This window comes from Micromonospora sp. DT62 (assembly GCF_049847285.1).
GTDB classification, from domain to species: domain Bacteria; phylum Actinomycetota; class Actinomycetes; order Mycobacteriales; family Micromonosporaceae; genus Micromonospora; species Micromonospora reichwaldensis.
The window spans coordinates 49,546-70,811 of sequence record NZ_JBNCOB010000006.1 but is presented as its reverse complement, the minus strand read 5'-3'; the positions used below and the strand labels follow the sequence as shown (position 1 = coordinate 70,811).

Here is a 21,266-nt window from a genome sequence, read left to right as displayed (position 1 = left end):
GCCACCCCTGCCTCATCCGTCCGTACGCTGCGCGCGGTGCAGCCGCGCATAGGCGCCGTCAAGGGCGAGCAGGCCGGCGTGGTCGCCACTTTCGACGATCCGGCCCTCGTCCAGCACGGCGATCCGGTCCGCGTCACGGATGGTGGCGAGTCGGTGCGCGACGATGACCGCGGTGCGCTGGTGCGTCAGCCGCCTGATGGCCTGCCGGACGAGGCGCTCCGTATGCGAGTCGACCGCACTGGTCGCCTCGTCCAGCACCAGCACCGCGGGATCGCGGAGGAAGGCCCGGGCGATGGTGACCAGCTGCCGCTCACCGGTGCTCAGATAGCCGCCGTCCTCGATGACCGTGTCGTAGCCGTCCGGCAGCGCGCGGATGATGTCGTCGACGTGGGCTGCGCGCGCTGCCGCCTCGATCTGCTGGCGAGTCGCGTCGAGCTGCCCGTACGCGATGTTCTCGGCCACCGTGCCGTGCCGCAGCCAGACGTCCTGCGGCACCAGCGCCACCACCGACCGCACCTGCTCGCGGGGCAGCGCACGCAGGTCCGCCCCGTCCAGGCGGATCGTTCCGTGGTCCGGGTCGTAGAAGCGGAGCAGCAGGTTGACCAGCGTCGACTTTCCGCCGCCGCTGGGGCCGACCATCGCCAGCGTCTCGCCGGGCGCGACTGTCAGGTCCAGCTCGCGGAGCACCGGGGTCGCCGGGTCGTACCCGAAGCGAATCCGGTCGAAGACCAGCTGACCGGCCGGCCGGGTCCGCTGGACCGCGACGCTGGGCCGGCTGTCCAGCTCGGGCGCGTCGAGCAGTTCGAAGATGCGGTCGAGGGACACCAGGCCCGACCGGATCACCGCGTTGAGCGTGGCGAGCTGGGTAAGCGGTCCGTTGAACTGGCGGGAGTATTGCAGGAACGCCTGGACCTCGCCGATCGTCACGGCACCGGCCGCGACGCGTGCGACGCCCACCACGGCGATCAGGACGAAGCCCAGGTTGGACAGCAGGGTCATGGCAGGTGTCACCAGTCCGCTGGTGGTCTGGGCCCGGAGCCCGTCGGCCCGGAGCCGGTCGTTGAGGCGCCGGAAGCCGCGCAGCGCCTCGCCCTGCTGCTGGAACGCCACGACGGTGGCGTGGCCGGTGTACATCTCGGCCACGTGTGCGTGCAGGTCACCTGAGGTGGCCCAGCGTGCGCCGAACCGCTCCTGGGCCCGTCTGCTGAGCGCGATGTTCAGGACGACCAGGACCAGCACCGTGGCCGTGATGACCGATGCGAGCAGCGGCGAGATGATGATCATCATGGTCAACAACCCTGCGCAGAGCAGCAGCGAGTTGGTGATCTGGCTGATCGTCTGCTGCAGGGTCGCCGCGGCGTTGTCGACGTCGTTGGTGGCGCGGCTCAGCATCTCACCGCGTGGCTGCCGGTCGAAGTATCTGATCGGCAGGCGGTTCACCTTCGCGGCCAGATCGGTTCGCAGCCGGAGCACGGTCTGCTGGATGAGCCGACTGGTGACCCGGCCCTGCAACGCCCAGCAGGCCGCCGAGAGCACATAGGTGGCCGCCGCGAGCAGCAGCACGCGGGCGAGTGCGGAGAACGGGACGCCCCGGTCGCTCGTCACGCCCGCGACGATCAGGTCGGTGGCGCGGCCGAGCAGGGCAGGGCCGAGCACGTTGAGCGTCACGCTGGTCAGCCCGAGCAGGAACAGGCCGACGAACAACCGGCGGTGGGCACCCAGGCGAGCGGTCAGTCGCCGTGCCGAGTCCGAGCGCTTCACGCGGGTATGTCCATGACGTCGTCGTGGCTGGGCTCGGCCGCCACGATGTCGCGGTAGATGGCGTTGCCGGCCAGCAGCTCGGCGGGTGTCCCGAGGCCGACGACCCGCCCGGCGTCCAGCACGACGACGCGGTCGGCATGCCGGATCACCTCGGCACGTTGGGTCACCACGATCCTGGTGGCGTTCGCGTGCGCCAGTGCCAGCGCCCGTTCCACCGCGGTCGCGGTGGTGTGGTCCAGCGCCGAGGTGACATCGTCGAGCAGATAGATGTCGGGGCGGCGGACCAGCGCGCGGGCGATGGCCAGTCGTTGCCGCTGGCCGCCGGAGAGGTTGGCGCCGCCGGGCCTCACCTCGGCCCGCAACCCACCGGGCAGCCGTTCGACGAACTCCCGCGCCTGCGCCACGTCGAGCGCCTCCCAGAGGTCCGCGTCGGTGGCCCCGGTGCGGCCCTGGCGCAGGTTCGTCGCGACGGTCCCGGAGAACAGCATCGGCCGCTGCGGTACGAGTGCCACCGCGCGCGACAGGACCGTGGGGTCGAGCTGCCGGACGTCGGAGCCGCCGACCAGCACCGCCCCGCTGGTGCTGTCCGCCAGCCGTGCCACCAGGTGCAGCAACGTCGACTTGCCGCTTCCGGTCGCGCCGATCACCGCGACCTGCTCGCCGGGCCGGATGGTCAGGGTGACGTCCACGAGCACCGGCCGGGCCGCGCCCGGGTAGCCGAAACGGAGGGCACGCGTCTCGACCGAGCCAGGGGTGGGTTGCGCGGTCCGTGGCCGGGCCGGCGCGACGACGTCGGGCCGCTCGGCAAGCACCTCGCCGATCCGGACGGCGCACACCTCGGCGCGCGGAAGCGTGGTGAACAGGAAGCTGAGCGTCGTGATCGAGCTCAGCACCAGGGCCAGATAGCTGATGAAGGCGATCAGCTCACCGATCCCCAGGGAGCCCTGGGCGATCCGGCCCGCGCCGAGCCAGACGGTGACGGCGCTCAGCAGGTTCACCAGGAGAGAACCCGCCGGGAGCACCAGTGTGGACAGCCGGCCCGCGCGCAGGGCGACCCCGGCGAGCTCGGCCCCGGACCGCTGCAGGCGTTGCTCCTCGTGCGACTCGGCGCCGAACGCCCGGACGACGCGTACGCCGGTGATCTGCTCGTCGAACAGCCGGTCGATGACATCGATGCGACCCTGCACCACCGAGGTGAGGGGCCGCATGGCGCGGAGCACGCCGGTGGTCAGCAGCATCAGCGCCGGGATCGCGGCCAGCAGGATCACGGTGAACTGCACGTCGCGGAAGGCGGCGAGCACGATGCCGCCGACGCAGATCATCGGCACCGGCACCGCGACCGCGAGCAGCATCTGCAGCAGTTGCTGCACCTGCTGGACGTCGTTGATGGTGCGTACTGTCAACGAGGACGTCCCGAAGCGGGCCACCTGCGCGATGCTCAGCCGCTGGGCGGCGACGAAGACCTCCTCCCGCAGGTCCCGCCCGATCGCCTCGGCGATCGTGGTGGCCGTCCGTACGGCGACAGCGGCCGCGAGCGCCTGGACAACGGCCACACCCAGCATTACCGCCCCGGTCACCGCGATCCATCCGCGGTCCCCGAACGCCAGGCCGTCGTCGACCAGGCGGGCGGTCAGCAGGGGCAGCCACAGGGCGGCGGCCGCCTGCACGAGATGGGACGCCATCACCACACTGGTGCCGCCCCAATGGTCACCGAGGCGGCGCAATATTGTGCCGATGCGCATAGCGGCGACACTACCCGCAGTCTGTTCGACCATGCCGTTCGCCGATGGCCACGGATGCGGAAACTTTGACGATCGTCTCGTCTCGCCGGCGAGACAGGACGTGTGCAGAATGGCGAAAGGTGCGCCACAGCGGTGCGAGATCTCCCGATGACCGGAGAGAGCGAGCCTTGGAATGATTACCGAACCCTCACCTGCCCCCGAATCGATGCATATGAGGCGGTCGGCGCTGGACCGGATGGCGGTCTCCGGCACGGCAGTAAAATTGCCAGCATTTACCGACATCACGGTGCGGATCTCTGATCACGGCGGTGATGTCACCGCTCCCGCCCTGATCAGCGCCGTGGTGGATCGGCTGCTGCGTCCGGCGGAGCGGCCAGCCGCCGGTGCCGCCGTGGTCGACGGTCTGCCCATGGCGGACGTCGCCGAAGGCCGCCGACTGCACCGCGTTCTGTTTTCCGCAGTGTGGGAACAATTCGTCACCCGATGCGACGAGCTAAGTCCTTCCGCTACGCCGATTGTCAAGGAATCAGTGACCCGCGATGGTGTCATTCCGCCGGAGCAGTACGGCAGCCGCTGGAGCTTCAAGGCACTGCATACGGACCGCGATGCTATGCTCTTCTCGCACTTGTACGGTCCGGTCCGCGGGTTCGTCGGCGGCGAGTTTCTGCTGGTCGACGCGCGGGCCCTCATGCAGGCGCGAGAGCTGTCCTTCGACGATGCGTTCGAGTGGTCCGTCGAGCCCACACCCGGCAGCAAGCCGGTGCTGCGCGCGGAGTACGGCGACGCGGCCACACGTGAGTTCGGCATCAACCTGGGAGCTCCCGCACCGGGCCAGGTGTTCTTCGTCAACAACACCTACGGCGCCGGCATCCTGCACGGTGTCACCCCGGTGATCGCCGACGACCCGGGCCGCATGGTGCGCGAGTACCACCGATGCAGCGCGCGGTGACGGCCGTGAGCACAGCGACGGCCGCCGTACGGCGTACCCGGATAGTCGCAACCATCGGCGCGGCCAGCGCCGACCCCGCGTGCCTCGCCGCGCTGATCAGGGCGGGCGTGGACGTGGTGCGGCTCAGCATGGTCAACGGCAGCCGCGAACGGCACCTCGCCACGGTCCGTACCGTGCGGGCGGAAGCCGACCGGCAGGGCCGGACGGTCAGCGTCCTCGCGGACCTGCAGGGCCGCAAGAACCGGATCGGCCGCCTGCGTGACGGGGCGGCGCGGTGGGAGCCGGGCGAGAAGGTGGTCCTGGCCGCAGCGCCGGGCGATCTCGATTCGCACCGCACCTGGCTCATCCACGGCTGGCGAGCGGTGCCGCAGGCGGGCTCGCACGTGCTGATCGACGACGGTGCCGTGGTGCTGCGGGTGGAGGAGGCCGACGACAGCACCATGACCTGCACGGTCACGCAGGGTGGCCCGGTGACCGACGGGCGCGGGGTGACCCTGCCGGGCCGGCAGCCGATTCCGGTGGGGCTGACCCCGCGGGACCGCGACGATGCCGCCTTCGCCCGTCACCTGGGGGCGGACATGATCGCGCTGTCCTTCACCGCCCATCCGTCCGACCGGGAGGCGCTGCACCGGATCGCGCCGGAAGCGGCGTTGATCGCCAAGATCGAACATCCGGATGCGGTACGCGCGCTCCCGCCGCTCATCGATGCCTTCGACGGGCTGATGGTGGCCCGGGGGGACCTGGCCCTGGAGATCCCGTTCGAGGACGTGCCGGTGGTGCAGAAGCAGGTCACCGCGAGCTGCGCGGCCCGCGGACGTAGCTCGATGGTGGCCACTCAACTGCTGCACTCCATGCGGACCGCGGCCAGTCCCACCCGCGCCGAGGTCGCCGACATCTTCAACGCCGTACTCGACGGTGCCGACTACCTGGTGCTGGCGGGCGAGACCGGATTCGGCCGCCGCCCGGTCGACGTGGTGGACGTCTGCCGACGGGTGATCGAACGCGCCGAACGCCACCGGACCGAACAGATGGAGAGGGAGACCCATGCCCGATAGCTGGCCGTCCGCCTTCGAGAAGATCATGCGTGCCCACCTGCCTCGGCTGGACCCGGCCGCCCCGCTGACCGCGACCCTGCGACCAGCCGATCAGGGCGTCGACTCGCTCGCCCTGGTGAGTCTGCTGCTCGAACTCGAGGAGGAGTTCGACGTCCCGGTGCCCGACGACGCACTGCTCGATCTCCACTCCGTCGATGTCGGTCAGCTCGCCGCCCTGATGGGCTGCGCCGGCAACGCACCCGGCGAAGCGGAGGTCGGCCGATGACCGGTCCTGAGCTCGAGCTGCCGGCGGAGGCGCGCCTCCTGGTCGCGCTGGCGCGGCTACGGCCCGACACCGACGTGCGTGGCCGGGTCCATGACCTGTTGACCCGACACGAGGAGTTCGACTGGGGACGGTTCGTCGATCTGGCGAGCCGGCACATGGTGCTGCCGCTGATCTCCCGGAACGTCCTGCGCAACCGGCTCTCGCACGACGACGACGGACGCCAGCAGATGCCCTACGCGTGGCTCTACGCCGACGTCTACCAGGGCACCCGGCGTCGGAACCTGGCCCTGAGCGACGAGTTCGGCCGGGTGCTCGGGCAGCTCAACGCCGCCGGGCTGCGGTATGTCATCCGCAAGGGCCCGGCCCTCACGGACGGCCTCTACCGGGATCCCGGCACCCGGCGGATGTCCGACCTCGACGTCCTCATCCGGCGTACGGATCTGCCCGTCCTTGCCGAGGTGGCCACCACGGCCGGCTACGACGTCGGGAAAGTGACGCCCACGGGCACCCGGATCGCGCCCTTCGACCGGCGCACCACGCTCTATTGGCAGGTCAACCTGGGCAACGTGGCACTGCCCTATCTCAAGCTGGGACACCGGCCCGAGGTGGAGACCTTCATCCTCTCCCCGTGCTTCAGCCTCTTCCAGCCCAACGCCGGCCTGCCGCTGAGCCCCGACCCGTTCCTGGAGCGTGCGACGCCCACCGTGATCTATGGCCAGCCCGCCCGGGTGCTGGACCCCGCCGACCAACTCATCGACGCCTGCGTGCAGTTGCACGCCGAAGCGACCCTGCTCTACTACATCGAGAGCGACAAGGACCTCACCTTGCGCAAGTTCGTCGACCTCGTCGAACTGCTGCACGTCAGCACGGCGCAGGACCTGTCCCGGTTCCGTACTCGAGCACACGAGCTGGGCTGCGGGCCGAGCGTGCACTACGCCCTGCACTACACGCGGCAACTCTATCCGGAGGCCGTGCCGCCGGGGCTCGCCGAGGAGTTCCAGCCGGCCGACACGGCCTATCTCGACGAGTACGGCGGCTTCGACGGCACGCCGAAGCGGTGGGACGTCGGCTTCACCGAGCGCTTGTTCGACCGCGGCCGGCGCCACGCCGTCGAGGTGCGCAGCAACGTTCCCGGCACGAGATCGAGCGTGTAGCAGTGTCATCGATGGTGGATGTGATCGATGCCCTGCCGCTCGACGACGGGGCCGTGACCCGGTTACGGGCGCGGCACGGCGAGCACTGCACGCCCCTCGCGTTTCTGCTGGTCCGGCCCGACGCGGTGCGACAGGGGTTGAGCTGGGCTATCCTGGACGAGCTTCGCCGGGAGGGCCTGACGCCGCTGGAGATCGGTGTGGTCCGGCCACACCCTCGGCAGCTCGAGGAGCTGTACCTGTCGACCCAGATCCGGATGGCCGAGGCGGGACAGCGGCCCATGTGGTGGTACATGCCCCGCTACTACGAACTGGCGCCTGCGGTCGCGGTGCTGCTGACCGGTGGGCCGAACGAGACGGGAGCGGCCGAGCGGCTGACCGTGCTGAAGGGTCCGGCCAACCCGGCGCAGACGCGTCCGGGGCAGCTCCGCTACCGCTACCGGTCACAGAACATGCTGATGTCGATCGTCCACTCGTCGGAAGACGCCGACAGCGCGATCCGGGAGGCGTGCCTGTTCTTCGGCGAGCAACGGGTCGACGAGGCGATCAGCCGACGTTGCCCGGCCGTGCTCGACGCCGCCGAAATCCCGGCCGTGCCGGCGATGCTGCCGACCTTTCACCAGATCGTGGCCGCCACCCAGATCGCCCTGCTTGACCGGCTCCAGCCGCGCATCGAGTGCCGCCGGGAGGCAGTCATGGTGCGCACCGCCCTCCAGCAGGCGCACGGCGGTGACCTGACGGACCCGGTCTACCGACGCCGGACCCGGGCGTTGCGGGCACCGTGGCGGTACGCCAGCCCGCTGCGCGAGGAGCTGAGCAGCCGCCGCGACCCCGAGTCCGTCTATCTCACCTGGTCGATGCAGATGTCGCAGACGGCGGCCACCTTCGGCGACGGTGTCGTCGGCCACCTGCGGAACCTGCGCGTGGACCTCGACGACTGGGCGGAGACGGTTCTGGTCAGCGGCTGGGGCTTCCACTCCCTCATAGAAAGGACAGGGCCATGACCGAGCCGAGCGCCTCCCGCGTCACCGGCATCAGACGCGACATCGGCACCGCGCCGGGTGGGCTGCCGAAGCTCACCCCGGCCAGTTGATCGGCTGAGCCGTGACAACCGACTGCTCGCCACACCACATGTCATCCGGACGGCCGGACGCTGCCGCCTTCCGGGAGGTGATGGCGCTGTTCCCGACCGGCGTCGTCGCCGTCACCGCCCAAGGCGACGACGGCCCGACCGGCTTGACGATCGGGTCGTTCTTCTCGGTGTCGATCCACCCGTGCCTCATCGGGTTCTGCGTCAACCGTTCGTCGCGCACCTGGCAACGGATGAGGAAATCCGTCCGACTGTGTGTGAACGTCCTCGCCGAGGACCAGCACCGGGTCAGCAGGATTCTGGCCCACCAGGTGGATCCCGAAGGCTTCGCCCTGGTCAGTTGGCCGGCGAACGGTGCGGGCATACCGGCCGTTGCCGGCGCGCTGGCCTGGATCGCGTGCGACGTCGTCGACCTGCACGATGCCGGCACGCACTCGGTGGTCATCGCAGCGGTCGGTGACCTGGCCATCGTCCGATCCGGCGGCCCGCTCGTCCACTGCCAACGCCGCTACCACTCGATCACCCGCATTGTCGCGCCCACGTCGTAGTTCGTGCCTAGGCCATCCCGCCAGCGAAGGAGAAGACATGCTGAGCCTCCGTGCCGATGCCGCGCGTTCGGCGGCCGACGAGCCCCCGGACACGGTCCCATCGACGGCGACCGTCCGTCACCGACGTCCGCGACCGGTCGGCCCGGCAACCCCCACCACGACTGGCCTGGCCGCCACAGCCCGGCCGACGACGACGGCATGACAACGCCCACCGGACCGAGCATCGTCATTCGAGGCCAGGCACCCTTCGGTACCTGCTTCATGCAGGCGGTCGCGGCGGTGGCCACCGAGCACGGAGTGCCCGACGCAGCGGCTCGACTCGGGCCCAGCTGGGGTTTTCGGCGGGTGGCGGGACATCGGCTGGGCGGCGGGGAACGGTGGCTCGCGGGCACGGCCCGGCTCACCGGTCTGCGGCTGCAACGATTCGCGCAGACCGACTGGGCCGAGCTGGCCCAGGCCGAGCGGGCGGCCCTGGCCGACTCGGCGCAGCTGATCGTGGCGGTCGACTCGTTCGACATCGAGTCCCCGTACCGGGATCACGAGCACCTGACGCACGCGTTGGTGCTGCACCGGTACGCCGGGGACGAGGTCGTCGTGGCCGACATGACGAACCGCCCTGAGCCGCACTCGCTCCCGCTGCACGTGTACCAGAAGACCCGGCTCAGCCCGGTCGCCGGCGGATTCGGCATCGTCTGTCGCGGCGTCGTCGGCGTACCCCCGCCGTCCGACATCGTGGCGGACAGGTTACGAGCAGAGCTGCCCGCACACCGGGGTGAGCTCGCTGTCCTGGAACAGTTCATCACCGACGTCCGCGAGGGACGCACCGGCCCCGACGTCGACATCGCGGACGTGGCCGCCGAACGGCTGGCACTCAGCCAGGTCGTCGCCCCGCCGAACGGACCAGACGATCGGTGGACGCCGGTAGCCGACGCGTTCGCCGATCTGTCCCACCGTTGGTACATCGTGCACGCGATGGCCTGGGCGGCCACCCGCGGCACCGGCACCCTTCGGCCGGCCCGACTCGTCCGCATGCTCACCGACCTGGCGACCCGCGAAGCCGACCTGAACACCCGGCTGAGCGCGATCATGCAGGTCGGCTCCCCCTGTCCACGTTGACCGATGAGGAGACGCCAGTGGAAGACCGTATATCCGCACTCGTGTTGCGGTTCGCCCAGCTCGATGCCGCGGCGGATGCCCTCGACCCGAACACCGACCTGTGGGACGCAGGCATGTCGTCGATGCACAGCGTCAGCGTGATGATGGCCGTCGAGGAGGAGTTCGGCGTCGAGTTCCCCGAAGGGCTACTGACCCGCGCGACGTTCACCTCGGTCGCGTCCATCGCACACGTGGTGCGGAAGCTGCGCGACTCGGATCCGGCGGTGGCCCGATGACGGCCACGGTGACGGAAACGCCGAGCGACGTGGTGGCCGCCGCCCGACACGTCGCTGCCACCCTGGCAGAGCATGCCGACTCAGTCGACAGCGAAGCGGCCTTCCCTGCGGCGTCGGTCGCGGCACTGCACCGGGCCGGTCTGCTCGCGCCAGTCCTCGATCGCTCCCTGTCGGACCTCGTCGCGGTCGCCGCCGAGCTGGGCAAGGCGTGTGGCTCCACCTCGATGATCTGGGCGATGCATCAGGTCCAGCTGGCCTGCGTCGCCCGCCACCACGGTGGATCCGCGCCGTTACGCACCGCGCTCAAGGACATCGTCGTCGACGGGACACTGATCGCCTCCGTCACCTCAGAGGCCGGTATCGGCGGCAGCCTGCGTACCAGCGGCGCGGCTCTGGAACGCCACGGAGATCGGGTCCGCCTGACAAAGCGGGCACCCACCGTCTCGTACGGCGCTTACGCCTGCGCCTATCTGGTCACCGCCCGGCGGGACGCGCAGGCCGCGGCCGGCGACCAGATCGCTGTGCTCGCCCCGGCGGACGCCTGTGCGCTCACGCCGGCCGGACCCCCGTGGAATCCCATGGGCATGCGGGGCACCTGTAGTCCGGGGTTCGAGTTCCACACCGAGGTGCCGGCCGGATACGTCCTGACCGACCCCTTCGAGCGGATCGCCAGCGCGACCATGGTGCCGCTGTCACACCTGCTGTGGGCAGCATGCTGGTTCGGCATCGCCGCTGCCGCGTTCCGCCGTGCGCAACAGGCCGTCCGGGGACGCATGCGCGGCAACCCCGACCTGGTCGATCCGCGGCTGGCGGAGGCCGCCGGGCGGATGGACCAGATGGAGGCCGCGCTAGCAGCCACCGCCCGCCGCTTCGAGCCGATCTGGGCGGACCCGGGTGCCGTCGACGAGCACGGTGGCCCCACCCTCACCTTGGCCGTGAACAACCTCAAGGTCACCGTCTCCACCCTCGCCGTCGACGTCGCGGTTGCGGCCCTCGAAATTTGCGGGATGCCCGGCTATGCCGAGGCCGGCCCCCTATCGGTCGCTCGGCCGCTGCGCGACCTGTACTCCGCTCGCCTCATGATCGGCAACGAGCGCCTGATGACCGCCAACGCCCGACTCAGCCTATGGAAACGAGCCTAGCCGTGACCGACACCTCCACTGCGGCCCAGCCGCACCTGTCCACCGCCGATGCCGCCCTCATCCCGACCGAGACACCGGGCATCGCCGTCGCCAACCGATCCTTCGACGCGATCGTGGCTGCCCTGCGATCGGCGCTGCTGACGCTAACCGCACCCCAGCAGCCGGTGTCAGTGGCCGTACCACCGGTCATCGCCCGGGCCCTGCTGGAGCGGGTCGGCTACGTCGACGGGTTCCCGAACCTCCTGGGAACGGTACACAGCTTCGCGGGCAGTCCCGCGCGCTGGCACGAGTTGCAGCTCGCCCGGGACGAACAGAATGCGCCGTGGCACACCGCTCAGCAGATCACCGACGTAGCGGTGCTGCCGGCGACGTGCTATCACCTCTATCCGCTCTTCGAGGGGAAGGACCTGACCGAGCCGGTCGTCGTCACCGCGGAGGCGTACTGCTACCGCAACGAGGGCACCCATGAGCACGGCCGGCTCCGGAGCTTCCGGATGCGGGAATTCGTCCGGATCGGCGTGGCCGACGAGGTCACGGAATGGCGGGACGCCTGGGTGGCCCGCGCCGAACGGTGGCTCGGCGACCTCGGCCTGGACGTGTCAGTCGTGCCGGCCTCGGATCCGTTCTTTGGTGGCGCCGGCCGGCTGATGGGTGCCACCCAGCGCGAACAACAGCTCAAGTGGGAACTGACGGCACCGGTCGGTGACGGTGCGGTCCAAGCCGTGGCCAGCGCCAACTACCACAAGGACCACTTCGGGACGCCGTTCTCGATTCGAATCGGCGGCGAGACCGCACACACCGCCTGCGCCGCGTTCGGCCTGGAACGCATCACCCTCGCCCTGCTCGCCGCGCATGGTCCCGATCCTGCAAGCTGGCCGGCCCGCGTCCGCGCCACCCTGGCGGTAGGTCCGCGGTGACCGGCCCGCCTCGCCGCGCTGGTGGCTCCTTCGACGGCTCGCCAGATCGTCGGCAATTCGACGGTTACCGCAGGAAGGTGAGGCGCGATGACGTACCCGGCTCCGATCCCACACGCCCAGGGCGTCCAATACCTGTGCTGGGCGCCGCTGACGGGTTGGCGGTGGATCCGGGCCAACCCCGGCCGCGAGGAGCTGCCCGGCGGTCGGGTGGTCCGAGTGGTCACCGGCCTTCGGGCGTACCGCTGGGACCGTGGCCGCGTCTCACTCTTCCGCCCCCGTGACTACACGGGGCTCATCCGGCGGGCCTGTCGTGAACGCTGCATGCCGGTGGTGCCGGCCTCGCTGTTGCTCGCAGCCGCCGAGGAAGCGGTACGCCGCGCCGACCGTATCCCCGTTGGGGCATTGGACTCGCTGCATCTGACCGTGGAGCTGCGCGAGGAGGCACCCGGCCCGGGACAGCGGCGGTACTGCTGCCGACTGAGGCCGGTGATCGAGCCGTACGCCGACCAGTTGTTGCCGATCACACTCCAGATCGACCACGCTGTGGCGGGCTTGGAAACCACCCACCATCCGTTCTTCGTTTTCGGTGACTCACGCAACGCGCGGGTATTCAGCCCGGTGCTGAGCGACGGTCCCACCATTGCCCGGGACACCGTCGAGCAGCTCAGTCGGATGCTCGGCTTTCCCCTGCGTGAGGCGAATCTCGGCCTCCATGCCTGGCGTGAGCTGATCGAGAAGGGTGTGGTGCGCGAGGCCTTCGCCTGCAGCGCTGCCCCCTTGGTCGCACCCGTGGCGGTGGTGGAGTCCCCAGTCGGCAAGATGCGAGTAGGCGATGGCCAGCCCGGCTACGTGACCATCAACATCCGGCGGGCGATGGCCCGGCTGGTACACGGGGCAATGCGCGACGCGCTGGGATGGAGTCATCTCGTGCAGCCGCCGTGCTCAGCTCGGCGAGGACGTCAGACAGGACGACAGAGATGATGTTCGTGAGCGCCTCCCGGCGGGGTCTGACCCACCTGACGACTGACTTCGGGTCCTTCAAAGATTTGTCGGCCCTGGCCGGGAGGCGCTCGTGCACGCATCGGACGTGGCGTTGTGACTTCATAGGAGCCTGGCCAGAGGCCCCATCTCTGTCTTGTCCGCGTTGCCCGGCTGGTGCGCGCCGCCCTGCCCCACTGCGACGAGCGACAGGAAGACGATGTCTCCCATTACACCTGATGAAGCCGAGATCGAGGTCGTGGGTGGGGTCGACACTCACCAGGACACCCACACCGCGGCGGTGATCGACCTGGTCGGGCGGGTGCTGGGCACCGAGCAGTTCCCCGCGACGGCGTCCGGCTACGCCGCCCTGCTGGCCTGGATGCACGGACACGGCCGGCTGAGCCGGGTCGGAGTCGAGGGCACCGGCGCCTACGGCGCGGGACTGGTCCGCCTGCTGCGTGACGAGCAGATGCAGGTGATCGAGGTCGATCGGCCAGACCGCAAGACCCGCCGGTTCCAGGGCAAGTCCGATCCGATCGACGCGATCCAGGCCGCCCGGGCCGCGCTGGCAGGCGAACGCACCGGCACTCCCAAGCAGCGCGACGGCCGGGTCGAGGCCCTGCGCAACCTGCGGGTGGCCCGACGCAGCGCCGTCGACCAGCGCGCCGAGACTCAACGGCAGATGAAGGCCCTGATCGTCACCGCCCCCGACGAACTACGCGCCCAGTTGCGCGGCCTGAACATCACGAAACTGATCGCCACCTGCGCGGATCTGCAACCCGACCAAGCCGACGCGGCCATCCCAGCCGTCGCCGTCGCCGTCGCGCTTCGCTCGCTGGCCCGCCGCCACCAGCACCTATCCACCGAGATCGCCAACCTCGACGAACTACTCGAACCACTGGTCGCCGCCATCAACCCGGCCCTGCTGGCCGCGAACGGCGTCGGACCCGACGTCGCCGGGCAACTGTTGGTCAGCGCCGGCGAGAACCACGACCGGCTCGCCTCCGAAGCCGCGTTCGCCATGCTCTGCGGAGCCGCTCCGATCCCAGCCAGCTCCGGCAAGACCACCCGGCACCGGCTCAACCGCGGCGGCGACAGACAGGCCAACGCCGCGCTCTACCGCGTCGTACTCGTCCGGCTGCGATGGGACCCACGCACCCGTGACTACATGCAGCGACGAACCAAGGAAGGCATGTCCAAGAAAGAGATCATCCGCTGCCTCAAGCGCTACGTCGCCCGCGAGCTCTACCAACTCATCACAGCAAACGATCTTCAACTCGCGGCTTGACATCTATAGGAGCATCTTTGCCGGGGCCCTGGGGTCGTCACGCCCGCCTCTTGGTTCCTCACGAGCGCCGAGCCCAGCGACGGCGACGCCATGGAGGCCTACCGGACTGGCAGGGTCGCGTAATCTAAATGTCTTGTATTCGTGTTTATGGCTCGTCCAGCAATCACGGTGAGTCACGCCGAGCATGGTGCTGGCGGCGAGATCTGCATCCACGATCATCGTCTGATGACGCGGGTTGTTCCGGTGCGGCGGGGCCTGATTCGTGTCACGCGTCGGCGGGCCAGGCGCGGTGTACGGCGTCGAGGGCGGTTTCCCGGTCGGCGCCGAGCAGCCGTGCCTGCCGCAGGTAGGCGGCCGCGTGCCGGTCGAGCGCTTGGCGGTGTCCGTCAGCGGGTGGCGCGGGCGCCTGGTCCGCGACGCGGGTGCCGCCGCCGCGTCGGGACCGGATCAGCCCGGCGGCCTCCAACTCGCGGTAGGTGCGGGCCACGGTGCCGACGGCCAGGCCGAGGTCGCTGGCGAGCTGCCGCAGCGGTGGCAGGCGGTCGCCGGGTTTGAGCGCTCCGGTGTGCATCAAGTCGGACAGTTGCCGGCGCAGCTGCTCGTATGGGGGCGTGGGGTCCTGCGTGTCGACCCGCAGGGTCGGGGTGCTCACGCCGACACCGGGGCGGGCCGGTCGGCGCGGGGGCCGGGGCGAAGGACGGCGACGGAGCTCCAGGCCAGCAGGACGGTCCAGGCCGGGACGAGTAGGAGCAACCCCCAGGCCGCGGCCGTCCACCACAGGGGCCGGCACGGGCTGGACAGCAGTCCGATTGTGGTGAGCAGGCTAATCCCGATGAGCGGGATGGTGACCAGCACGCCGCAGGCGCCGGTGACGGCGGTGGCGGAGCGGCGCCGCTCGGCGTCGTCGCGCACCAAGTCACCGGCGGGGGCCTGGGGGCGGGGACGCCCGACGAGCCGGTGCATCGCCAGCGCGGCGATCAGCACGCCGAGGCCGACGGCCAGGGCGAGTGGGAGGCTGTAGAAGGAACCGGCCCATGGGCCGTGGGTGCCGGCGAAGTCGCCGCAGTTGTAGGCCAGGGCGCGGCCGGCGCGGCCGAGGTCGTCGGCGGAGCCGGCGGCGGTGGTAGCGGCCAGTAGGACGGCCAGCGCGGTGCCGGCGGCGGCCACCGCCCGGAACGGTCGGTGTGGCAGGTAGTGGCGGACCTGCCGGGTCTCCAGAGCGGCCTGGCGGGTGCTGCCGGCGGGGCGTGCGACGACCCGGCTTTCTCCCGCCACCACTCCGGCCAGCACGCAGAGCCCGAACAGGGGTGCGGCCAGCAGGACGCCGCGTCCCAGCGGGTCGTAGCCGGCGGCGACGGCGGCGACCGCCGCCCCGAGGGCCAGGCCGGCCCACCGCCAGCGCCGGGTGGTGCGTCGGATGTGCTCGGTTGCGGGCTCGCCCGCCGCGGACGGGCCGGCCAGCGCGACGCCGAGCAGCGGCACCAGCAGGAGCCCCACAATCCATGCACCAACCACGATGACATCCTCCTTGTATCAAGCGTTTGATACAAGGAGGATGCCGGGGACACCTTGATTGTGTCAAGCGGTTGATACAAGCGAGGTCAGCCAGCCCCTTTTTGGTCCGGAAACTACGGGCGGGCCTCCATCAACAACCGCCGGGGCGCAGTACGGGCGGCGGTTGGCGCCAGAGCGAGGTGGGGCGGAGGCGCCACCAGTGATGCTGTGGAATCAGATGCCGTTCGCGTCGGGAAGCTGGGCGAGCACATCCGGCGGCGCGGGGATGACCGGCAGCGGCCGGGGTTCGGTGTGCTTGTCCGGGCTGCAGCGGCTGAACGGCCCGTACTCGGCGGCGAGCGCGGTGAGGTGGGGGTCGAGGTGGTCGCGCCACCAGATGCTCATGCCGGTCTGTGGGTCGCTGACTCGGAGGGTTTCCCAGGCTCGCCAGAGGGCGTACAGGCGGGAGATCGCCTCGGGGTGTGCCCACCAGCGGGGCACCAGTTCACCCCTGAGGTTGGTCCGGTGGCGAGGCGTCGTTCGACGACGTGGGCGAGGTAGTCGGTGACGAACGCCTCGACGTTGCGGTAGGCCGGCTCCGGTGCGGCGGCGTCGTCCGGCGGCATGGCGGCTGGCGGTGTCACGTCCGGGTCGCCGGCGAGTTGGTCGAGCAGGGCGCTGAGGTCGGCGACTGGATCGGTGACCGGTTCGGGGTTGGGCAGGGTCATGGGGTCGACTCCGGCGGGGCGTCGGGGGTGAGGGTCCAGTCGGTGCGGCCGTGGGGGTCCCAGTGGGCGATCGAGGCGCGGATGGCTTCGGCGTGCGGGCCGTTCTGCCAGGGGGCGGTGCGGGCGAGTGCGGGTGGGGCGCCGGAGGCGTAGACGACCATCCGGCCGCGGGGTAGGGCGTGCAGGTCGGAGACGTCGAGGATGCGTTGGCGGCGGGTGGCGTGGGAGACGGACCGTTGGCCCCACCCGGAGCCGCTGCTGCTGGTCGACCTGGTCGTGACGTCGTGCTCACCGATGAGCTTGGACAGTTCTTCGAGCCAGTCGGGGTCGGCGACGCCGCCGCCGTAGGTGCGGACGTTCGCCGCGGACGGCGCGGCCGTTCGGCATGGCAACGGCTCGTCGGCATCGGCGCCCTAATTCTGCTGGGGCCGCCAACTCACGCATGCCTGCCTCCCACCAGGGGTCGGCCGTGGGGGACCAGGCCACCGACCGGGCGTACCGATCGGGTGGACGTCAGCACCGGGTCGTCACCATCACGCCGGGGGCATTATGGCCCGGTCGTCAATCCGTCCACACTGGTCGGACGGTCCGGAGTTCGGAGGCGTTCGTGGTCGGATCTCCGCCCGCCCAGACCTGGTCCGCGCCGAACAACGTCGATATTGTTACCGGCCAATTGGATGGCCGATGACCGTTCGTCATCAGCTGACCTTCCGAAGCTTCCAGATCAGGAGGACGCGCTCGTGGCCTTACCCGCCGATTCGACAGTCACCGGCGACGCCGTCGAGCCGCAGCGGCCCATTCCGCGGTTCCTCACCGAGTTCACACCCACTCGGTGGCGCCGTCGGCTGAGCCCTTTCTCGCGCGTACCCAAGCACTCCAAGATGGGTGAGACCTGGCACGTGGCGGCGAAGACCGCCCCGGACGAGCTGGTCATCGTCGATCGCCCGCCGGACATCGACCCCGGCGGAGCCGAGGCCCGCACCTACACGCAGTGGGCGGAACTCGTCGACCGCGCCGCGGCCTGGCTGCACAAGGCGGGCGTGCGCCCGTGGGACCGGGTGGCGATCCTCAAGCAGAACCACCTGGACATCGTCGTTCTCGGCTGCGCCATCGCCCGGATCGGCGCCATTCCCTGCATGTTCTCCGGCTCCTACGGGCCGGAGGAAATGATTCCGATGCTGAAGCGGCTGGAACGGCCGTTCCTGCTGACCGACCAGAAGCACCTCGACAAGTGCGGCATCACTCCCGAGGTGGTGGCCGAGCTCACCGTACGGACGATCAGCGTCGACGCGGTCGCGGACCGGCCGGATGTGCTGCGCCTGGACGACTTCAAGGACGCGCCGCCGGTCCAGCCGAACATGCGCGAGTTCAAGGAGCCGGTGGTCATCACGCACACCTCCGGCACCACCGGCATCCCCAAGCTGGTGATGCACTCCGCCGAGTCGGTCTACGCGATGGCGATCGTGGAGACCGAGCGGTGGCCCAGGTTCGGGCTCCGGCGCAGTGACACGGTGGCGTTCTGCGACCCCTACACGCACGAGCGGCTCACCACCATGCAACTCGCGATGGCCGCGGTCGGCCCGAGGGTGCTCTACCTGTCCGACCCGCTCTCGCCGAAGGTTCGGGAGTTGCTGGCCGAGCACAAACCGACACTCGTGGAGGCGCTGCCGAACATCTACCTCGCCTGGGAGCCGCTGACCCGCGACCCCGCCGGCCTGTTCAGCAACGTGCGGGAGTACGTCAACTCGTTCGACGCGATCCACACGCGGACGATCCGCACCTTCATGGCCGCCACCAAGCGCCGGTTCCCGATCTGGGTCCAGTCGTGGAGCCAGAGCGAGAACGGGGCGCTGTGCATCCGGCCGTTCTTCCGCTTCGTCGTGCGCCGCAGGGGGCACCGGCCGCCGCCGACGCAGCTGATCGGCTGGCCCATCCCGTTCCATGCCAAGATGCGGGCGGTGGACCCGGACACTGGCACAGAGGTCCCACGCGGGCAGGTCGGCCTGATCGAGATCGACCAGCCGGGCCGGTGCCTCGCCTACGTGGGCGAGCAGGACCGGCACGACCTGAAGTGCAACGGCAGCTGGTGGAACACCGGCGACCTCGGAATCATCAACAAGTGGGGCGCCGTGCGGATCGTGGACCGGGAGATCGACCAGATCCCCGGCGGTAGCGCGATCGAGTTCGAGGACCTGATTCTCGACCGGATCGACTACACCACCGAGGTCATCATCCTTCCGGTCGCCGGTGACCTGCCGGTACCCGTGGTCAGCACCGCGGACGATGTTCCGTTGGACAAGGCCGACTGGGAGCGGGCGGTCGCCGACCTGAGCCCGATGGCTCCGCCGATCCGGATAAAGTGGGACGAATTTCCGCGAACTGGCACATGGAAGATCCGCCGGGTCGCGCTCCGGGAGAAGCTGCTCTCCGGTTCCCAGGCGATCGGCATCGGGCGTTGGACCTGACCGTCCTCTGATCACGCCGACGCGGCGCCGGTCCTGAGTGTGCCGGCGCCGCGTCGTTCCGGACCACGCGGTCGAGCGAAGGGTAACTGCGATGTTGGATCTCCTCGGCCGGTTCGCGCACCGGGCCCGCTGGTGGGTGATCGCCGCCGCCGCAGTGTTCCTGGTCGCCGCGGGCGGTTACGGAACCGGCGCCTTCGGCGACCTTGCCGTCGGCGGATTCACCTACGCGTCCAGTGAGAGCTCCCGCGCCGACGAGGTCGAACGCAAGGCGCTCGGACGCAACGACGCCGACGTCGTGGTGCTGTTCGCCAGCGACCGCTGGACGGTGGAGGACCCCGCGTACGCCGACGCCGCCCGGCGCGTGCTGGACAGGCTGCCGGCAGACCGGATCGAGGGCGTGACTGACTACTGGCGAGCAGGTGTTCCCGCCCTGGTCAGCACCGACCGGCGCGAGACGTTCGCGGCGGTGCAGATCGCCGGTGCCACCGAGAACGACCGCCTCACCAACTACCTGGCCATCAAGGAGAGCCTGACCAGCACGGACCTCGACGTCACCGTCGGGGGACCGCTGGCGCTGATCGACGACGTCAACAGCCAGAGCAAGGCCGACCTGACCCGCGCCGAGGCGCTGGCGTTGCCGATCCTGTTCCTGCTGCTGGTGTTCATCTTCCGGAACCTGCTGGCGGCGCTGCTGCCGGTCGTGGTCGGGGTGCTGGCGATCGTGGGTTCGTTGGCCGGGCTGCGGCTGCTGGCACAGTTCACCGATATCTCGATCTTCGCGGTCAACGTGGTCACGCTGCTCGGTCTCGGGCTGGCCGTGGACTACAGCCTGTTCATGGTCAGCCGGTTCCGCGAGGAGATCGGCGCTGGCCACCCCGTCCCGGCGGCGTTGCGGCGGACCATGGTCACCGCGGGCCGGACCATCGTCGTGTCCGCGGTGACCGTCGCGCTCGCGCTGGCCAGTCTGGCCGTCTTCCCACAGGTGTTCCTCCGCTCCATCGCCGTCGGTGGGGTCGTCGCGGTGCTGCTGGCGGGGTTCTTCGCGATGACCGTGATGGCGGCGATGCTGGCCCTGTTCGGGCTGCGGTTGCGGGAGCGTCGCCGCAGGCCGGTCGACACCGATCCGAACTCCGGAGCGTGGGCGCGGATCGCGCGGACGGTGATGCGCCGACCCGTACTCATCGGGGGCGTGGTCATCGCCGTGCTGGTGATTCTCGGCCTGCCGTTCCTGCGCATCTCCTACGGTTGGCTGGACACGCGGGTGCTGCCCGCCTCGGCGGAGAGCCGGCAGGTCCAGGAGGCCGTCGAGCGGTCCTTCCCGGACAGTGTCACCCGGCCGATCGAAGCCATCGTCACGCTGGACGGCCCGGTGACCGCTTCTCCCGCCCGGGAGGAGATCGCCGCGTACGTGCAGCGGGTGGCCGCGCTGCCCGGCGTACGGCAGGCGGAGGTCAGCGGTCTGGCCGGCGACACCGCGCGGGTCACCGTTCGGTTCGACGCCGAACCGATCTCGGAGCAGGGACGGGAACTGGTGGACGCGGTGCGCGGCGTCGATCCGCCGCCCGCCGGCACGGTGCTGGTCGGTGGTGACGCCGCCGGGTTCGCCGACCTGATGGACATGCTCGGGCAGCGACTGCCGTGGATGGCGCTGCTCGTCGTGGTCACCACGTTCGTACTCTTGTTCCTCTCGTTCGGCTCACTGGTGCTGCCGGTCAAGGCCATCCTGATGAACGTGCTGAGCTTGACCGCGGCATTCGGCGCCCTGGTGTGGGTCTTCCAGGACGGTAATCTCGCCGGGCTGCTGCGGTTCACCTCCACCGGCAACATCGACGTGGTGCAACCCATCTTGATCTTCGCCGTTGCCTTCGGACTGTCGATGGACTACGAGGTGTTCCTGCTCTCGCGCATCCGCGAGCACTACGACCTCAGCGGTGACAACACCGAGGCGGTGGCGGTCGGGTTGCAGCGGTCCGGCCGGATCATCACCAGCGCGGCCCTGCTGCTGGTGGTGGTGATCGGGTCGTTCGCGACCGCGAGCGTGCTGGTCGTGAAGATCATCGGCATCGGGCTCGCCCTCGCCGTCATCGTCGACGCCACCATCGTCCGGGCGCTGCTGATGCCGGCCACGATGCGGCTGCTCGGCCGGCTCAACTGGTGGGTGCCCGGGCCGCTGCGACCGCTCTACAGCCGGTGGGGGATCCGCGGCGAGAACGCCGGCCTGGACGCGGAGCGTACGACCGTGTAGAGCCACCGCACCGGTGGGAGGTCACTGCCCGTGGTGAGGCGCGACCTGGCCTGG

At 70.1% G+C, this 21,266-nt stretch carries 21 protein-coding genes; 14 read left to right on the top strand and 7 right to left on the bottom strand.

What is annotated here, in order from left to right; genetic code table 11:
- Window positions 1–12: 12 nt before the first annotated feature.
- The gene (locus tag ACPXCB_RS11285) at window positions 13–1,761 is read right to left on the bottom strand and encodes an ABC transporter ATP-binding protein (RefSeq protein WP_326564255.1); all 1,749 of its coding nucleotides are present in this window, start codon (window positions 1,759–1,761) and stop codon (window positions 13–15) included.
- On the bottom strand, window positions 1,758–3,536 hold the full coding sequence (locus ACPXCB_RS11280; protein ID WP_425874611.1) for an ABC transporter ATP-binding protein: 1,779 nt from the start codon (window positions 3,534–3,536) through the stop codon (window positions 1,758–1,760). The genes ACPXCB_RS11285 and ACPXCB_RS11280 overlap by 4 nt, the downstream gene beginning before the upstream one ends.
- 139 nt (window positions 3,537–3,675) lie before the next feature.
- Here ACPXCB_RS11280 and ACPXCB_RS11275 point away from each other — a divergent pair, with 139 nt between their 5' ends.
- From ACPXCB_RS11275 to ACPXCB_RS11220, 12 genes are all read left to right on the top strand, one after another.
- A complete protein-coding gene (locus tag ACPXCB_RS11275) occupies window positions 3,676–4,452 on the top strand; it encodes a hypothetical protein (RefSeq protein WP_425874610.1) in 777 nt (258 codons plus the stop codon).
- A gap of 5 nt (window positions 4,453–4,457) precedes the next feature.
- The gene (locus tag ACPXCB_RS11270; RefSeq protein WP_245715991.1) at window positions 4,458–5,507 is read left to right on the top strand and encodes a pyruvate kinase; all 1,050 of its coding nucleotides are present in this window, start codon (window positions 4,458–4,460) and stop codon (window positions 5,505–5,507) included.
- Complete coding sequence (locus ACPXCB_RS11265) at window positions 5,497–5,772, top strand: phosphopantetheine-binding protein (RefSeq protein WP_091632298.1); 276 nt, start codon at window positions 5,497–5,499, stop codon at window positions 5,770–5,772. Before ACPXCB_RS11270 ends, ACPXCB_RS11265 begins: the two co-directional genes overlap by 11 nt.
- A complete protein-coding gene (locus ACPXCB_RS11260; protein WP_425874607.1) occupies window positions 5,769–6,926 on the top strand; it encodes a nucleotidyltransferase domain-containing protein in 1,158 nt (385 codons plus the stop codon). Before ACPXCB_RS11265 ends, ACPXCB_RS11260 begins: the two co-directional genes overlap by 4 nt.
- 11 nt (window positions 6,927–6,937) lie before the next feature.
- Window positions 6,938–7,927, top strand: coding sequence for a nucleoside-diphosphate kinase (locus ACPXCB_RS11255; RefSeq protein WP_425874606.1), 990 nt, complete (start codon window positions 6,938–6,940; stop codon window positions 7,925–7,927).
- Between the two features lie 169 nt (window positions 7,928–8,096).
- Window positions 8,097–8,561 carry a flavin reductase family protein gene (locus ACPXCB_RS11250; RefSeq protein ID WP_233219567.1) on the top strand — a complete coding sequence of 155 codons (465 nt, stop codon included), beginning with the start codon at window positions 8,097–8,099 and terminating at the stop codon, window positions 8,559–8,561.
- A gap of 345 nt (window positions 8,562–8,906) precedes the next feature.
- Complete coding sequence (locus ACPXCB_RS11245; protein ID WP_393148947.1) at window positions 8,907–9,677, top strand: hypothetical protein; 771 nt, start codon at window positions 8,907–8,909, stop codon at window positions 9,675–9,677.
- Entirely contained in the window at window positions 9,674–9,952 is a 279-nt protein-coding gene (locus ACPXCB_RS11240) for an acyl carrier protein (protein ID WP_425874604.1), read from the top strand. The genes ACPXCB_RS11245 and ACPXCB_RS11240 overlap by 4 nt, the downstream gene beginning before the upstream one ends.
- Window positions 9,949–11,094: an acyl-CoA dehydrogenase family protein gene (locus ACPXCB_RS11235; RefSeq protein WP_425874602.1), complete on the top strand. Its 1,146-nt coding sequence runs from the start codon at window positions 9,949–9,951 to the stop codon at window positions 11,092–11,094. The genes ACPXCB_RS11240 and ACPXCB_RS11235 overlap by 4 nt, the downstream gene beginning before the upstream one ends.
- Window positions 11,095–11,096: 2 nt before the next feature.
- Entirely contained in the window at window positions 11,097–12,011 is a 915-nt protein-coding gene (locus tag ACPXCB_RS11230; protein ID WP_245715990.1) for an aminoacyl--tRNA ligase-related protein, read from the top strand.
- Window positions 12,012–12,098: 87 nt separating this feature from the next.
- Complete coding sequence (locus ACPXCB_RS11225; protein WP_425874600.1) at window positions 12,099–12,992, top strand: hypothetical protein; 894 nt, start codon at window positions 12,099–12,101, stop codon at window positions 12,990–12,992.
- A 217-nt stretch (window positions 12,993–13,209) separates the two neighbouring features.
- Window positions 13,210–14,280 (top strand): IS110 family transposase, encoded by a 1,071-nt coding sequence (locus tag ACPXCB_RS11220; protein ID WP_425875005.1) that lies wholly within the window; start codon window positions 13,210–13,212, stop codon window positions 14,278–14,280.
- Window positions 14,281–14,545: 265 nt separating this feature from the next.
- Here the strand turns inward: ACPXCB_RS11220 and ACPXCB_RS11215 are convergent, their stop codons facing one another.
- The 5 genes from ACPXCB_RS11215 to ACPXCB_RS11195 form a co-directional block, all read right to left on the bottom strand.
- Window positions 14,546–14,932: a GntR family transcriptional regulator gene (locus tag ACPXCB_RS11215; protein ID WP_425874598.1), complete on the bottom strand. Its 387-nt coding sequence runs from the start codon at window positions 14,930–14,932 to the stop codon at window positions 14,546–14,548.
- Entirely contained in the window at window positions 14,929–15,795 is an 867-nt protein-coding gene (locus tag ACPXCB_RS11210; RefSeq protein ID WP_425874596.1) for a hypothetical protein, read from the bottom strand. The genes ACPXCB_RS11215 and ACPXCB_RS11210 overlap by 4 nt, the downstream gene beginning before the upstream one ends.
- Window positions 15,796–16,008: 213 nt before the next feature.
- On the bottom strand, window positions 16,009–16,275 hold the full coding sequence (locus ACPXCB_RS11205; RefSeq protein WP_425874595.1) for a DUF4913 domain-containing protein: 267 nt from the start codon (window positions 16,273–16,275) through the stop codon (window positions 16,009–16,011).
- Entirely contained in the window at window positions 16,176–16,502 is a 327-nt protein-coding gene (locus ACPXCB_RS11200) for a hypothetical protein (RefSeq protein WP_425875026.1), read from the bottom strand. Before ACPXCB_RS11200 ends, ACPXCB_RS11205 begins: the two co-directional genes overlap by 100 nt.
- On the bottom strand, window positions 16,499–16,894 hold the full coding sequence (locus tag ACPXCB_RS11195) for a TraM recognition domain-containing protein (RefSeq protein WP_425874593.1): 396 nt from the start codon (window positions 16,892–16,894) through the stop codon (window positions 16,499–16,501). Before ACPXCB_RS11195 ends, ACPXCB_RS11200 begins: the two co-directional genes overlap by 4 nt.
- Window positions 16,895–17,179: 285 nt before the next feature.
- Here ACPXCB_RS11195 and ACPXCB_RS11190 point away from each other — a divergent pair, with 285 nt between their 5' ends.
- Both ACPXCB_RS11190 and ACPXCB_RS11185 read left to right on the top strand, forming a co-directional pair.
- The gene (locus tag ACPXCB_RS11190; protein ID WP_425874591.1) at window positions 17,180–18,967 is read left to right on the top strand and encodes a class I adenylate-forming enzyme family protein; all 1,788 of its coding nucleotides are present in this window, start codon (window positions 17,180–17,182) and stop codon (window positions 18,965–18,967) included.
- Between the two features lie 91 nt (window positions 18,968–19,058).
- Entirely contained in the window at window positions 19,059–21,212 is a 2,154-nt protein-coding gene (locus ACPXCB_RS11185; RefSeq protein WP_425874589.1) for an MMPL family transporter, read from the top strand.
- Window positions 21,213–21,266: the final 54 nt, after the last annotated feature.

Coding starts and splice junctions, on each gene's coding strand:
- ACPXCB_RS11190 (WP_425874591.1), top strand. CDS start 17,180: ATGGCCGATGACCGTTCGTCATCAGCTGACCTTCCGAAGCTTCCAGAT.
- ACPXCB_RS11260 (WP_425874607.1), top strand. CDS start 5,769: ATGACCGGTCCTGAGCTCGAGCTGCCGGCGGAGGCGCGCCTCCTGGTC.
- ACPXCB_RS11275 (WP_425874610.1), top strand. CDS start 3,676: ATGATTACCGAACCCTCACCTGCCCCCGAATCGATGCATATGAGGCGG.
- ACPXCB_RS11220 (WP_425875005.1), top strand. CDS start 13,210: ATGTCTCCCATTACACCTGATGAAGCCGAGATCGAGGTCGTGGGTGGG.
- ACPXCB_RS11185 (WP_425874589.1), top strand. CDS start 19,059: ATGTTGGATCTCCTCGGCCGGTTCGCGCACCGGGCCCGCTGGTGGGTG.
- ACPXCB_RS11225 (WP_425874600.1), top strand. CDS start 12,099: ATGACGTACCCGGCTCCGATCCCACACGCCCAGGGCGTCCAATACCTG.
- ACPXCB_RS11255 (WP_425874606.1), top strand. CDS start 6,938: ATGGTGGATGTGATCGATGCCCTGCCGCTCGACGACGGGGCCGTGACC.
- ACPXCB_RS11265 (WP_091632298.1), top strand. CDS start 5,497: ATGCCCGATAGCTGGCCGTCCGCCTTCGAGAAGATCATGCGTGCCCAC.
- ACPXCB_RS11235 (WP_425874602.1), top strand. CDS start 9,949: ATGACGGCCACGGTGACGGAAACGCCGAGCGACGTGGTGGCCGCCGCC.
- ACPXCB_RS11280 (WP_425874611.1), bottom strand. CDS start 3,536: ATGGTCGAACAGACTGCGGGTAGTGTCGCCGCTATGCGCATCGGCACA.
- ACPXCB_RS11250 (WP_233219567.1), top strand. CDS start 8,097: ATGGCGCTGTTCCCGACCGGCGTCGTCGCCGTCACCGCCCAAGGCGAC.
- ACPXCB_RS11200 (WP_425875026.1), bottom strand. CDS start 16,502: ATGACCCTGCCCAACCCCGAACCGGTCACCGATCCAGTCGCCGACCTC.